The sequence below is a fragment of the Leptospira alstonii serovar Sichuan str. 79601 genome (assembly GCF_000347175.1).
Lineage (GTDB): Bacteria > Spirochaetota > Leptospiria > Leptospirales > Leptospiraceae > Leptospira > Leptospira alstonii.
This window is the reverse complement of record NZ_ANIK01000017.1, coordinates 18,630-31,023: the sequence shown is the minus strand read 5'-3', so window position 1 is coordinate 31,023 and position 12,394 is coordinate 18,630. Positions and strand designations below refer to the sequence as shown.

The following is a 12,394-nucleotide window of genomic DNA, read 5'->3' as shown; positions in this document are numbered from 1 at the left end:
CTTTGGGCAGCGATGAATCTAGTAGCTTAGAGTTAGAATAATGTTTCATCAAATGGTTTTATTCGTTAGAGAAGATGTACGATAAAGGAGGAATACTTGTTGACTCAGTGTTGAAGCAAATTTGAATTTCAAATTTGACCTTCGTTTTTAGACTAAGAACAGCTCCCGATGTATAGATTATCCTGCGGTATCCAACCCGCGAATATCAGTCTGATCAATCGTCGCGAATGCTTTTCTCTAACGAGTTAAACTATTTGATGATAAAAATGCGAAAAAATATTTACGGCTCGGTTGGGTGCGCCATATCAGAGTCTGTCCCAAAACCTACTTGTACCAATTATCTGAGAATATAGAACTGACCTATGAAATCAAATTTAGGCCATTTAGATATCCCGGAAGAGATTTGGAAACGTCTTCATCCTTTATTACCGAAGAGTAAGACAAACCCTCTGAAAGGAGGTCGTGCCCGACTGGATGATCGAGTAGCAATGGCGGCGATATTTTACCGGGTTCGAACTGGAATCCAATGGAGATATATTCCTCCGATGTTCGGTTCAAAATCAACGTTACATAGAAGATTTCAGGAATGGGTAGCAGCCGGAGTTTTTGATAAAATTGAAAAAGAAGCATTAAGACTTTATGAGCGCTCTGTTAAAATTAGAACTAAAAGAATGGCATCAGATGGTAGCTTCGCAAGGGCTCCTAAAGGGGGCCTTTCACGGGTCCAAACCCGACGGATCGCGGCAAAAGAGGCATTAAAAGGCATATTCTCGTCGATCGGCGTGGAGCACCTGTAGCTTTTGTAATCGCTTCGGCCGGAACTCATGATTCTAAACTACTCTTTCCTAATTTAAAAAACTTTAGAATATTGAGAAATTCTAAAGTTCTGAAACCGGAGATTCTTTCATTAGATAAGGCTTATGCTAATAATGCAATTAAGCACAAATTAAAAAAGAGGAATATTCAGTATCGAATTCCAAATAAAAAGAATGCGAAAAATCCTGAATGGATTGCTCCGCTAAAGCCTTTTAGATGGACAGTCGAACGTACTTTTGCTTGGTTCAATGCGTTTAGAGCCATAAAAACTTGTTGGGAATTCAAACTCGAAAATTATACTGCATTATTCCAGATCGCATTTGCTATCATTCTAATTAGAATGTCCGGTAAATAGGTTTTGGGACAAACTCTAAGTCAGAAAACGTTCGATTCATAAAGTAGTAAGTTTACTAAATGGGCAAAGGCTCAATATTGTCTACTTGTCTGTAGATAGATTAAAGTATTTCTTAAAATTGTCTTGAGAGAAATGGCTGTCTCTCTTAATTTTCTGTAAATATTGTTATAAGCGTTTCTTTGAATAACCTTAATAAAAAATGAGCTACATCTATTTAAATCATTTATTGAATTTGGACACACCGTCTTATGCGAACAATGGTAAGATAGAAATTAATCGAATTCGTTCCATTAAAAATGGGGATACATCGAACGAAACGGAACTCTCCTTTTCAAATCACATGGGTACACATATCGATGCCCCCTTTCACTTTGGCGATAACGGAAAAACCTTGGATGAATATTCCCCCGATTTCTGGATTTGTGAAACCCCATATCTAATCGAATACTTGGCAAATCCGGAAGAAATACTGAGTTTGGAAGTATTGCTTCCGGATTTGGAAAAGGTTCCGAAGAATGCCGATGTTTTGCTTTTGAAAACGGGTTTTGAAAAATACAGAACAACCAACCGAGAATATTATTGTTTTCAAAATCCTGCAATAGAACCAAACGTTGGTTTGTGGCTGAGAAGGAACCGGAAATTGAAGTTTTTCGGTTTCGATTACATCTCTCTAAGTAGCCGAGCTCATAGAAGTATGGGAAAGGAATCCCATCGCGCTTTTCTTTCTGAAATTCTGAATGGAGTAAGTATAGAAGGTGATCCGATTTTGTTAATCGAAGATATGAAGCTATCGGAACTCGGAGAATCGCTTAACAAATTGATCGTGTCTCCCTTTCTTTTTGAGAAAGCGGACGGTGCTCCAGTCACAGTTTTAGCAGAACTAAAAAATTAACATCGGGTACCTTGATGGCGAAAAGTATCAAATATAATAACGACAATATAAGTAAATATTTTAAAGAAAACCGCGTAAGATGGGATCAATTCTATAAATCTGAAAAAGAAGTAATAGAAAAGGCCTGGCCACAAGGAAATCCTAAGGTATTAGATATCGGTTGTGGTTGTGCAGGGTTGGGTTTAGCTCTTAAAGAACGTTTTGATCATAACAACTATATCGGAATCGAAATCAACGCACAGGCCGCGACAATTGCGAAAGAGATTTATCCGGGAGCCTTGATCATAGAAGAAGATTTTCTCTTACTAAATCATCCTTCCATACAAGAAAATAGTTTCGATATCGTTTTCTCCCTGAGTTGTATTGATTGGCAGTTGAATTTTGAAATCCTCTTACAAAAAGCTTGGTCGATGGTAAAAGAAGACGGGTTCTTTATCGCGAGTTTTCGGATCACAAATTCCGAAACCGTCAATGATATAAAAAAATCATATCAATACATCAATTATGAAGGCCTTTCAGAAGGTGAAATTGCGCCGTATGTGATTTTAAATTCAAAAGAACTGATTCATCATTTTGAAAAGTTAGGTGCGGGTGATATTTTTGCTTACGGTTATTATGGCGCCCCAAGCAAAACGGCTCGGGCTCCGTATGATCAACTATGTTTTGGCGTTTTAGCGGTTAAAAAACCAAAAAAAGAAATTACTCAATTCAAACGAGAATTTTTACTTCCAGATGAAATTCGTCAGGCGATGACATCTCTATTTTAAGAATCTATTAAAACACGCGATGAATATGAATTCTAATTTAAGAAAGCCGTTATTGGATCCAAGTTTAGAAAGACCCGATTGGCAATTGTCCACGCCCAGGTCTAATCAAAAACTATGGCTCGATAAAAATGAAAATTTAGACCCGGAACTCTCTAAGGTTACTTCCTTGTTGTTATCCGAACTGAATCCTATGACTTTGTCTACATACCCAGAATGTGGAGAGTTGTATCGTAAGATCGCAAACTGGACAAATACTTCTCCTGAATCGATCATCCTTACTCCTGGAAGCGATGGCGCGATTCGTTTGACCTTTGAGACTTTTATCAACGAAGGGGATATTGTCGTTCATACTTTACCCACTTTTGCGATGTATCCTGTCTATTCTAAAATGTTCGGGGCTAAGACTTTCCCACTTTCTTATGAAAGAGGAGAGAACGGACCTGTTCTTACTTTAGAAAAAATTTTCGAACACATCACTCGAGTAAAACCAAAGTTGTTTTCTATTCCAAATCCGGATAGTCCTACCGGAACTGTACTATCTGTAAAAGCGTTACGAGAAATTATCGAGCTCTGTGAAAAACTGAATACTGTCATTCTCGTGGATGAGGCATACCATCCTTTTTACGAGGATACTTGCGTTGAATTGACTAAAAAATTTAAGAATCTGATAGTCGCGAGAACATTTGCGAAAGCTTGGGGACTTGCCGGACTTCGAATTGGTTACGCGGTAGGTAATCCTGAAATCATAAAATTTTATCATAAGCTTAGACCAATGTATGAGGTTAGTACGATTAGCATTGCTTTTATGGAAAAAATGATGGATTATTCGGACACGATGTATGCTTCCGTAAAAAGATTGAACGAAGCTAAAAAATACTTCTCCGAAGAAATGACTTCTCTCGGATTTAGAGTGTTAAAGACAAATGGAAATTTTCAGCACATAAGTTTCGGTGAACACGCAGAAAAAATCCATAAGGCTCTCAAGGATCGTGTCCTTTATAGGGAAGACTTCAACGAGGATTGTCTTCGAGGATACAGTCGTTTTTCAATCACTACAAAAGAAAATTTTAAACCGATTATAGAACTTATTCGTATGGAAATGAAAAATGGATAAAAGAAATATTTCGAATCAAAAGAATGCAAAGGTGGCGATCATCGGATGCGGTCGGGTATCTGGACATCATTGCAAATCCGTTATTGAAAGTGAAGGTGCGGAATTGGTTGCGGTTTGTGATTTGGACGAAAAGAAAGCGAACGCTTATCGGGATCAATACGGAGCGAAAGCTTATACAAATTATAATAAAATGCTCATCGAAAATCCGGAGATAAATACCGTCGCCGTAATTACTCCTTCAGGAATGCACTATGAGCATGCTTTAGAAATATTAGAAAAATATAATAAGAATCTGATTGTAGAGAAACCGACTTTTATGAAACCTTCTCAGCTCGATAATGTTTTTGAAACGGCTAAGCAGAAAGGGTTGAGTATATTCCCGGTTTTTCAAAATCGACACAATCTCGCAGTCCAGAAGGTAAAGAAAGGATTGTTGTCCGGAGAATTGGGAAAAATAAGAATCGTCTCAGTTCGTGTTCGTTGGTGTCGTCCTCAGCATTATTATGACCTCGCCGCTTGGAGAGGAACCTTTGCTATGGACGGAGGTTGTCTGACGAACCAAGGGATTCATCATATCGATCTGATGCGTTACTTCGGTGGAAATGTAAATGAAGTTTGTTCAAAAATGAAAACGATGGGCGCGAACATTGAAGTAGAGGATACAGCGGTCGCTTCGGTGCTTTTTAACAATGGTGCTCTGGGTTCGCTGGAAGTGACCACGGCTGCAAGACCGATTGATTTTGAAGCCAGTTTGTCCATTGTCTGTGAAAACGGTTTAGCGCAAATCGGCGGAATTGCCGTAAACGAACTTCAGATTTATACACCGGATCCTTCCGCTTGTTCTCAGAATTCTGAAGATTTCTCAGGAAATGTCTATGGAAAGGGACATGGGAAATTATATCAAGAGATCGTTAACTTCTATCAGAAGGGTATACCTTTTTCCGTGAGTTATGAAGATGCAAAGTCTACCATTCAATTATTAAACGCATTCTACTTGGCGGATGAAAGAAGAGGTTGGGTTAGAGCGGATGAATCGAGTGAAAGCAATCGTCTAGGAATTGCGAACGAGGAGCTTGCAAATCTGTATCGTACTCCCGCTTTAGTAAATTAAAATATTTGGAAATTTTAGGATCGTAGAATGAGAACAATTGGAATTATACCTGCTAGAATGGCCGCATCTCGATTTCCGGGAAAGCCTATGTTCCCCATTTTGGGAAGACCGATGGTGGAACACGTATTTCACAGAGCAAAGTTGTACCAGGGTTGGGATGAACTTGTGATTGCGACCTGTGATGCTGAAATTTCTAACTTTGCAAAGAGTAAAAGTTTCCCCGTCTTTATGACAGGCTCCCACCATACGAGAGCATTGGATCGCGTCGCCGAAGCGGGGACTATGTTCGCGCGAAAGTTAGAGGATGAGGATATCGTCGTCTGTGTTCAAGGAGATGAACCGATGCTTGCACCGGACATGATGGATGCGGTTATTGCTCCTTTGAAAAATAATAAGTCCATACCAGCTACTGTGCTCGCGATGCACATAACGGAAGAGGAAATTTGGAGAAATCCGGATACTGTTAAAATTATCCACAATGCCAAAGGAGAGGTTTTATATACTTCCAGGATGCCTTTACCTTATTGTAAGGGTAATTTTTCGCCGGAATTAGGGGCTCGTAGAATTTACGGAATTTTTGCCTTCCGCTGGAAATATCTACAAGAATTTACGAAACATCCCGAAACAAGACTGGAACAGTTGGAAGCTTGCGATAGCAATCGAATTCTGGATATGGACTTTACTCAGTACATCGCGCCTTATCCGTATGTTCAATCCTATTCGGTAGATAGCCCTTCTGATATTGGTCTAGTCGAAAATCATATTCAAAAAGATAAATATTTTAACCTTTACTGATTGTCTTTAAAGACTTAAATCACATGAAAGAATTGAGAGTAGGGATCGCAGGCTATGGTGTAGTCGGTAAAAGACGGAAGGATTGTATCGATCGTCATCCGCATATGAAAGTCGTGGCTGTATGTGATAAGAATTTTAAGGAAGAAGGTCAGTTCCCGGACCAGGTTCGTTATTATTTCGATTACAATCGTCTTCTCAAAGAAGAATTGGATGTTCTTCTTGTTTGTCTGACGAATGATATCGCACCCGACGCTACGATCGCTGGTTTGAACCGAGGGCTGAATGTGTTTTGTGAAAAACCGCCGGGAAGAAACATGAACGACATTGAAAGGGTGATTCTTGTCGCTGAAAAAAATCCAGTACTCAAGCTTATGTATGGTTTCAATCACAGATATCATGAATCCGTTAAAGAAGCCTTGCAAATCATTGCTTCCGGAAAATTGGGAAGAATCATCAATCTACGGGGAGTTTATGGTAAATCGAAATTGATTACGTTCAACCAACCGGATTGGAGAACAAAGAGAGAGATTGCGGGCGGTGGAGTTCTATTAGACCAAGGGATTCATATCGTCGATTTGATGAGATTATTTGCGGGTGATTTTATAGACGTTCATAGTTTTATTTCGAATAACTTTTGGAGATACGACGTAGAGGATAACGCTTACGCTATCATGAGAACGTCTGATGGAATCGTGGGAATGTTGAATTCCTCCGCTACACAGTGGAGACACCGTTTTAATCTGGATATCAATCTGGAACGGGGAAGTATCATCTTGGGCGGAATTCTTTCCGGTTCGAAAAGTTACGGAGCGGAAACTATGACGATCGTAACCGCCGATCCGGATAACGATAACGGGGATCCGATTGAGCAAACAACTCGTTACAATAAGGATTTATCTTGGGACGAAGAAATTTCCTACTTTGCAGATGCAGTTTTACAAAACAAAGAAATTAAAAGCGGCTCTTATCAAGAAGCATACCAAACTATGAGATTGGTATATCGGATTTATTATGCCGATCCGGAATGGAGAAAAAATTATTCCATTCCCAACCCCGATCATAAATGATTCTATTCGCTCCGTGATAAACGATGCAAATTCTATTTAAAAATAAGCTAATTCTTGTGACGGGAGGAACGAGGGGAATTGGAAAGCAAATCGCGATCGAATTTCTGGATTTAGGCGGAAACGTGATCGTTACCGGTACTGCTTCCGAACCGGCTGACGATTTTAGACATCCGAACTTAACCTATCAATCCGTTGATTTTCAGAAGAGGGAGAGTCTAAATCGTTTTATCAAATATTTAGAAAGTTTGGAGAGGCTTGACGTCTGTGTCAATAATGCCGGAATCAATCGAATTAATTTTATCGAAAATACGTTGGATAAAGACTGGGACGATATGCAGAATGTGAACGTGAACGCTCCATTTTTTATAACAAGAGCTGTATCGAAAATAATGAAAAAGAATGTATATGGAAGGATTGTAAATATCGCTTCCATTTTCGGTTCGGTAAGCAGGGAAAAACGAAGCATTTATACTATGACAAAATACGCAATTCGTGGTTTGACCGTTTCGACTTCAATCGAATTAGCAAAGTATAATGTATTAGTAAATACCGTTTCTCCCGGTTTTGTGATGACGGACTTGACGAAAAAAAATCTCAGTGAATCTGAAATGAAGCAGTTAGAAGCTCAGATTCCCATCGGAAGATTGGCGAAACCGGAAGAAATCGCAAAGGTAGTTTTATTTTTAAGTAGCGACTTGAATACATATCTGACCGGTCAGAACATCACAGTAGACGGAGGGTTTGTAAATGTCTGAAACAATCCGAATCAAATCATCTCATAAGAATTACGAAGTCTTATTTACAAACAACATCTACGATGTCTTACGCGGTCTTCTCGAAGAGGCGGCTTTTTTTGCCGTAGACAGCAAAATATATTCCTTATATCTGAAGGATCGAATCGATTCAACCGTCATCGGCAAAAAAATGTTCTTAATCGAGGCGGAAGAACAAAATAAAAATATCGAATCTTCACAAAAGTTGATTGAGAGTTTGGTTGCGAATGGGATAAAAAGGAACAGTAAGGTTGTAGCGATTGGCGGTGGCATTACCCAAGACATAGTTTGTTTTACTGCGTCTATTTTATTTAGAGGAGTTCCTTGGATTTTTATACCGACCACCTTACTTGCTCAAGCCGATAGTTGTATCGGAGGAAAATCTTCGATCAATTTTCAGAATGTTAAAAATTTGATCGGAACGTTTAATCCGCCCGATAAGATTTATATAGATCCCGTTTTTCTGAACTCTCTAACCGAAGACGATATCAAGTCCGGAATCGGCGAAATGTACCATTATTATTTGCACAGTGCCTCTAATTTAGCTGAAGATTTACATTCTAAAAGACAGGAGATTTTTTCGAATCGTAGCAACCTGGTTCGTTTTATCTACGAAAGCCTTTCTATTAAAAAGAAAGTGATTGAAATCGACGAATTTGATCGAGGAGAAAGGCGTAAGTTTAATTACGGGCACACTTTTGGCCACGCCATCGAGGCTTTGACCAACTACGGGATCAATCACGGACAGGCGGTTACCATCGGGATGGACCTTGCAAATTTTCTTTCCTATCGATTTGGTTTGGCTACAGAGACAGACTATCGATTGATGAGAACTTTATTAAAAGCAAATTTTCCAGACTTTCAGTTTTCGAATTTTTCAATCGATGAGTATTGTAACCTTCTTCAAAAAGATAAAAAGAATGTGAATGCCAATTTAACCTGTATCTTGAGTAGAGGTATGGGAAAGTTGGAAGTTTATGAAATGGAATTGAATTCGGAAAATAGAAACTTAATCTTAGAATATTTTTCCAAAGAGTATATCAGATAATTTAGATGAAAAAGAAAATTTTTATTTCCACGTATCCTTTTGGAAACCATGACTCAGAACCGTTGGATTTATTGAATCAAACCGGTTGGGAGATCACTACCAATCCTCTGAAAAGAAAATTGAAATCTACGGAAGTTGCTGAAATTGCGAAAGACGTGGACGGAATCATCGCCGGAACAGAGGACTTAACTCCTTTGATTGAGGCAAACCCAGGTTTGAAGTTTATTTCAAGAGTTGGAATTGGATTGGATTCCGTACCACTTTCTCTTTGCAAAGAAAGAAAGATTCGGGTTTCCTATACTCCCGATGCGGTAACGAAAGCGGTTGTTGAGTTGACGATCGGCTTAATGGTTTCGATTACTCGCTATATTCCGAATGCGGATCGTGAATTGAGAAAAGGAAATTGGTCAAGGTTTACTGGAAAAAGATTGGGTGAGAGTGTAGTCGGTTTGATTGGATTGGGAAGGGTCGGAATGAATGTTCTAAAAATTCTTTCGAGCTTTAGCCCTAAGAAAATCCTAATCAATGATCTCATTGACAAATCCACGGAAGTGGAACGCATTTTAAGCCCGCTCGGAATTCCGTTTTTCTTTGTGGAAAAAGATGAGATTTATGCTAACTCCGATGTTGTATCTCTTCACATTCCTCTTACGAAATATACAAAAAATCTAATCGATTCAAAAGAATTAAAGACTTTTAAAAAGGATTCTTTTTTGATCAATACGGCGAGGGGCGGGATTGTCAATGAAGCCGCTCTCTACGAGGCATTAAAAAATGAATCGATTGGCGGCGCTGCCATCGACGTATTTGAGGAAGAACCTTATAAAGGTAACTTGCGTGAATTAGAGAACGCTTTGTTGACACAACATATGGGTTCTTGTTCTTATGATTGTAGACTTTTAATGGAAAGAGGAGCCGCCGAAGAAATTATCCGATTTTTTAAAGGAGAACCTCTTCGCAACGAAGTCCCGGAAGACGAATATTTAAATCAAGTTTAGATATTCTTATATGCCAGATCTAAAAAATTCTAAAGTCTCTGTTTTGATATGGGATAACAACGAGCCTTTTCCTAAGTTCGATGGAATCATTTTACTTTGGAATAGCTTTTACGAAGATGCGAATCTAAATATACATTCTTTACCGAGGTTGATTGAATCGAAATCGGACTTGTATAGAAAGGAATATCTTTCCCTTGCATACGAACTCGGTGAAGCTAAGATTCAAAATCGTAGGATTGTGGATTGGTTGGAAATCAGACCAGGACTTAGCTTTTGGTGGATGTCTTTACTTGTCGAAAATAATTATGGGAAATCCTCTGAGATTCCGAATCGGATCAAATTTTTCGCCCTTCTGGATTTTTTAAATCCGTTAGAGATCGACTTTTTACGTTTTTTTACGGAAAGTCTAGTTCTTGCAAAATCTGTAAAACGGTATTGTAAGACTCGAGAGATAAAATACAAAGTCGACAAAAAAAAAACGAACGTCTCCATCGTTCAAAAAATTCGTCGTTTTTTACCTTTATTCTTTCAGTCGTTTGTTTTCCTTTTTCATTTTGCGATAGTTAGATGGATCTTTTTTCCCAAACCAAAAAAGACGAGTTCTTCAAAGTTAGTCTTTTTTAGTTATTTTTTAAACTTCGATCGAGACCTGGTGAAACAAAGTGTTTTCTCTTCGGATTACTGGGGAAAACTCGTGGCCTTCTTAAATAAGGAAAACATTTTGACTCGCTGGTTTCACTTTTTCGTAGATTACGAAGCGTTGCCAACGATCTCCGACGCAAAAAATTTAATTGAGTCTTTCAATGATACAGAAATAAATCAATTTCATTCTTTGATCGAAGAGTATCTATCGCTAAAAGTCTTAGTGAAAAGTATTTTTGATTTTTTAAAAATGAACGTTGTCTCTTTTCGGATTCGAAAGATAAGGGGATTTTTTAAATATCAAAATGGCGATCTACAATATCTTTATGAAGAGGATTTGATCGATTCTTTAAGAGGTCGTGCGGCTATGCTGAACTGCCTTTACATCAATCTCTTCCACCAAATCTCAAAGGATTTATCCGAAGCAAAAACCGTATTCTATCTTCAAGAAAATCAGTCCTGGGAAATTGCGTTGGTTCACGCAATGAAGGCACAAAATCTAAATGTTTTTGGCGTGCCACACGCCACGATTCGATATTGGGATTTGAGATATTTTTACGATCCTCGTTCCTATTACAAAGAATCAAATTGTTTTTTACCATATCCGGATAAAGTTGCGGTCAATGGTCCTGGGGCAAAGTCGGCTCTACTCGAATCCGATTTTCCTTCAGAGCGAATCTTGGATGTGGAAGCACTGAGGTATATGTTTTTGAATCAGCTCTCTCGTAAAAAAGGAAATAAAGAAATCAAAAACTCTCAAGGATACCGGATGTTAATTCTAGGGGATTATCTTCCTCTAGCTACATTCAAACAGATGCAAGTATTTTCTGAAGCATATTCTAAAATGAGTTCTAACTGTACTTTTACGGTCAAACCGCATCCGGTTTGTCCAATATCTAAAAAAGACTATGTGGATATCGAGTTTAACGTAATTGATTCTCCTCTTGCTGCAGTATTGGATCAGTATGATTTTGTTTATACTAGCAATATTACCTCAGCAGCAGTAGACGCTTATAGCGTGGGACTTCCAATAATATCTTTCTTGGATGGAGAAACTTTGAATATGAGTCCGTTACGCGGAAGACGAAATGTTTTTTTTGTATCGAATGCTTCTGAGTTGGTAGAGGCTTTCGAGTCCGTAAAAAAATTGAGTGCCGGCGATTTAGATACTTTTTTCAATTTGGAAGAAGACATTCCAAGGTGGTGTACACTTATTGAATCTATGATAAAACAGGAAGGCACGTTGTAATGAAAACAGTAATACTCTGCGGAGGACTCGGAACCCGCCTGAGCGAAGAGACCACGGTAAAACCGAAGCCGATGGTGGAAATTGCTGGAAAGCCAATGCTCTGGCATATAATGAAGATTTATGAATATTATGGGTATGGAGACTTCGTATTAGCGCTCGGTTATAAAGGAGAGGTTATTAAAGACTACTTTCTCAATTATCACGCAAGAATGAGCGATCTTACTGTAAGTTTGAAGTCAGGCAACGTTAATTATTCTAATCCAACGGCGGAAGATTGGAAGATACAGTTGATCGACACCGGCGCGTTGACAATGACCGGCGGAAGATTGTTACGTTTAAAGGATCAATTATCAAAAGAAACTTTTATGGTAACTTACGGAGACGGTGTGTCTAACGTGGACATTCAAAAGTTAGTCAATTTTCATAAATCTCACGGAAAACTGGCGACCGTTACTGCGGTTCGACCGCCGGTGCGATTCGGTGAATTGTCTATCTCGGGAAATCAGGTAACTCAATTCCAAGAAAAACCGCAAGCGGAAGAGGGTTGGATCAATGGTGGTTTTTTCGTTTTCGAACCGCAGGTCTTAAATTACATCCAAGATGAATCTACGATGTTGGAGCGGGCTCCTTTGGAGGCTTTGGCGAAAGCGGGGCAGCTGATGGCGTTTCATCATGCAGGATATTGGCAGTGTATGGATACTCTTCGCGATAAACAGACATTGGAAGAGCTGTGGACTCACAATAAAGCTCCGTGGAAATTGAACTAA

At 38.9% G+C, this 12,394-nt stretch carries 12 protein-coding genes; all 12 read left to right on the top strand.

From position 1 onward, the window contains the following. The first annotated feature begins 362 nt into the window (after positions 1 to 362). The 12 genes from LEP1GSC194_RS21935 (at position 363) to rfbF (ending at position 12,394) form a co-directional block, all read left to right on the top strand. A protein-coding gene (locus LEP1GSC194_RS21935; RefSeq protein ID WP_155826366.1) for an IS5 family transposase occupies positions 363 to 1,171 on the top strand; the annotation gives its coding sequence in 2 pieces (ribosomal slippage) (positions 363 to 714 and positions 714 to 1,171; 810 coding nt in all). A gap of 199 nt (positions 1,172 to 1,370) precedes the next feature. After that, on the top strand, positions 1,371 to 2,063 hold the full coding sequence (locus LEP1GSC194_RS04855; protein ID WP_020772561.1) for a cyclase family protein: 693 nt from the start codon (positions 1,371 to 1,373) through the stop codon (positions 2,061 to 2,063). A gap of 14 nt (positions 2,064 to 2,077) precedes the next feature. After that, positions 2,078 to 2,830, top strand: coding sequence for a class I SAM-dependent methyltransferase (locus LEP1GSC194_RS04850; RefSeq protein WP_020772556.1), 753 nt, complete (start codon positions 2,078 to 2,080; stop codon positions 2,828 to 2,830). A 25-nt stretch (positions 2,831 to 2,855) separates the two neighbouring features. Further along, the gene (locus tag LEP1GSC194_RS04845; protein ID WP_020772554.1) at positions 2,856 to 3,944 is read left to right on the top strand and encodes a pyridoxal phosphate-dependent aminotransferase; all 1,089 of its coding nucleotides are present in this window, start codon (positions 2,856 to 2,858) and stop codon (positions 3,942 to 3,944) included. After that, on the top strand, positions 3,937 to 5,055 hold the full coding sequence (locus tag LEP1GSC194_RS04840) for a Gfo/Idh/MocA family protein (RefSeq protein ID WP_020772560.1): 1,119 nt from the start codon (positions 3,937 to 3,939) through the stop codon (positions 5,053 to 5,055). The genes LEP1GSC194_RS04845 and LEP1GSC194_RS04840 overlap by 8 nt, the downstream gene beginning before the upstream one ends. A gap of 27 nt (positions 5,056 to 5,082) precedes the next feature. After that, entirely contained in the window at positions 5,083 to 5,850 is a 768-nt protein-coding gene (locus LEP1GSC194_RS04835; protein WP_021064599.1) for a 3-deoxy-manno-octulosonate cytidylyltransferase, read from the top strand. Positions 5,851 to 5,873: 23 nt separating this feature from the next. Next, a complete protein-coding gene (locus LEP1GSC194_RS04830; protein ID WP_020772555.1) occupies positions 5,874 to 6,917 on the top strand; it encodes a Gfo/Idh/MocA family protein in 1,044 nt (347 codons plus the stop codon). A 23-nt stretch (positions 6,918 to 6,940) separates the two neighbouring features. Beyond that, positions 6,941 to 7,672, top strand: a complete 732-nt coding sequence (locus LEP1GSC194_RS04825; protein WP_020772566.1) for an SDR family NAD(P)-dependent oxidoreductase — start codon at positions 6,941 to 6,943, stop codon at positions 7,670 to 7,672. Further along, a complete protein-coding gene (locus LEP1GSC194_RS04820) occupies positions 7,665 to 8,738 on the top strand; it encodes an AroB-related putative sugar phosphate phospholyase (cyclizing) (RefSeq protein WP_017808809.1) in 1,074 nt (357 codons plus the stop codon). Before LEP1GSC194_RS04825 ends, LEP1GSC194_RS04820 begins: the two co-directional genes overlap by 8 nt. A gap of 5 nt (positions 8,739 to 8,743) precedes the next feature. Beyond that, entirely contained in the window at positions 8,744 to 9,736 is a 993-nt protein-coding gene (locus LEP1GSC194_RS04815) for a phosphoglycerate dehydrogenase (protein WP_020772545.1), read from the top strand. A gap of 10 nt (positions 9,737 to 9,746) precedes the next feature. Continuing rightward, positions 9,747 to 11,627 carry a TIGR04326 family surface carbohydrate biosynthesis protein gene (locus LEP1GSC194_RS04810; RefSeq protein WP_020772558.1) on the top strand — a complete coding sequence of 627 codons (1,881 nt, stop codon included), beginning with the start codon at positions 9,747 to 9,749 and terminating at the stop codon, positions 11,625 to 11,627. Continuing rightward, positions 11,627 to 12,394, top strand: coding sequence for a glucose-1-phosphate cytidylyltransferase (gene rfbF / locus LEP1GSC194_RS04805; RefSeq protein ID WP_020772563.1), 768 nt, complete (start codon positions 11,627 to 11,629; stop codon positions 12,392 to 12,394). The genes LEP1GSC194_RS04810 and rfbF overlap by 1 nt, the downstream gene beginning before the upstream one ends.

What these genes read in the sequence shown, in the direction of transcription:
- LEP1GSC194_RS04830 (WP_020772555.1), top strand. Translation starts at nt 5,874, where the DNA reads ATGAAAGAATTGAGAGTAGGGATCGCAGGCTATGGTGTAGTCGGTAAA.
- LEP1GSC194_RS04840 (WP_020772560.1), top strand. Translation starts at nt 3,937, where the DNA reads ATGGATAAAAGAAATATTTCGAATCAAAAGAATGCAAAGGTGGCGATC.
- LEP1GSC194_RS04820 (WP_017808809.1), top strand. Translation starts at nt 7,665, where the DNA reads ATGTCTGAAACAATCCGAATCAAATCATCTCATAAGAATTACGAAGTC.
- LEP1GSC194_RS04835 (WP_021064599.1), top strand. Translation starts at nt 5,083, where the DNA reads ATGAGAACAATTGGAATTATACCTGCTAGAATGGCCGCATCTCGATTT.
- LEP1GSC194_RS04825 (WP_020772566.1), top strand. Translation starts at nt 6,941, where the DNA reads ATGCAAATTCTATTTAAAAATAAGCTAATTCTTGTGACGGGAGGAACG.
- LEP1GSC194_RS04815 (WP_020772545.1), top strand. Translation starts at nt 8,744, where the DNA reads ATGAAAAAGAAAATTTTTATTTCCACGTATCCTTTTGGAAACCATGAC.
- LEP1GSC194_RS04810 (WP_020772558.1), top strand. Translation starts at nt 9,747, where the DNA reads ATGCCAGATCTAAAAAATTCTAAAGTCTCTGTTTTGATATGGGATAAC.
- LEP1GSC194_RS04855 (WP_020772561.1), top strand. Translation starts at nt 1,371, where the DNA reads ATGAGCTACATCTATTTAAATCATTTATTGAATTTGGACACACCGTCT.
- rfbF (WP_020772563.1), top strand. Translation starts at nt 11,627, where the DNA reads ATGAAAACAGTAATACTCTGCGGAGGACTCGGAACCCGCCTGAGCGAA.
- LEP1GSC194_RS04845 (WP_020772554.1), top strand. Translation starts at nt 2,856, where the DNA reads ATGAATTCTAATTTAAGAAAGCCGTTATTGGATCCAAGTTTAGAAAGA.
- LEP1GSC194_RS04850 (WP_020772556.1), top strand. Translation starts at nt 2,078, where the DNA reads ATGGCGAAAAGTATCAAATATAATAACGACAATATAAGTAAATATTTT.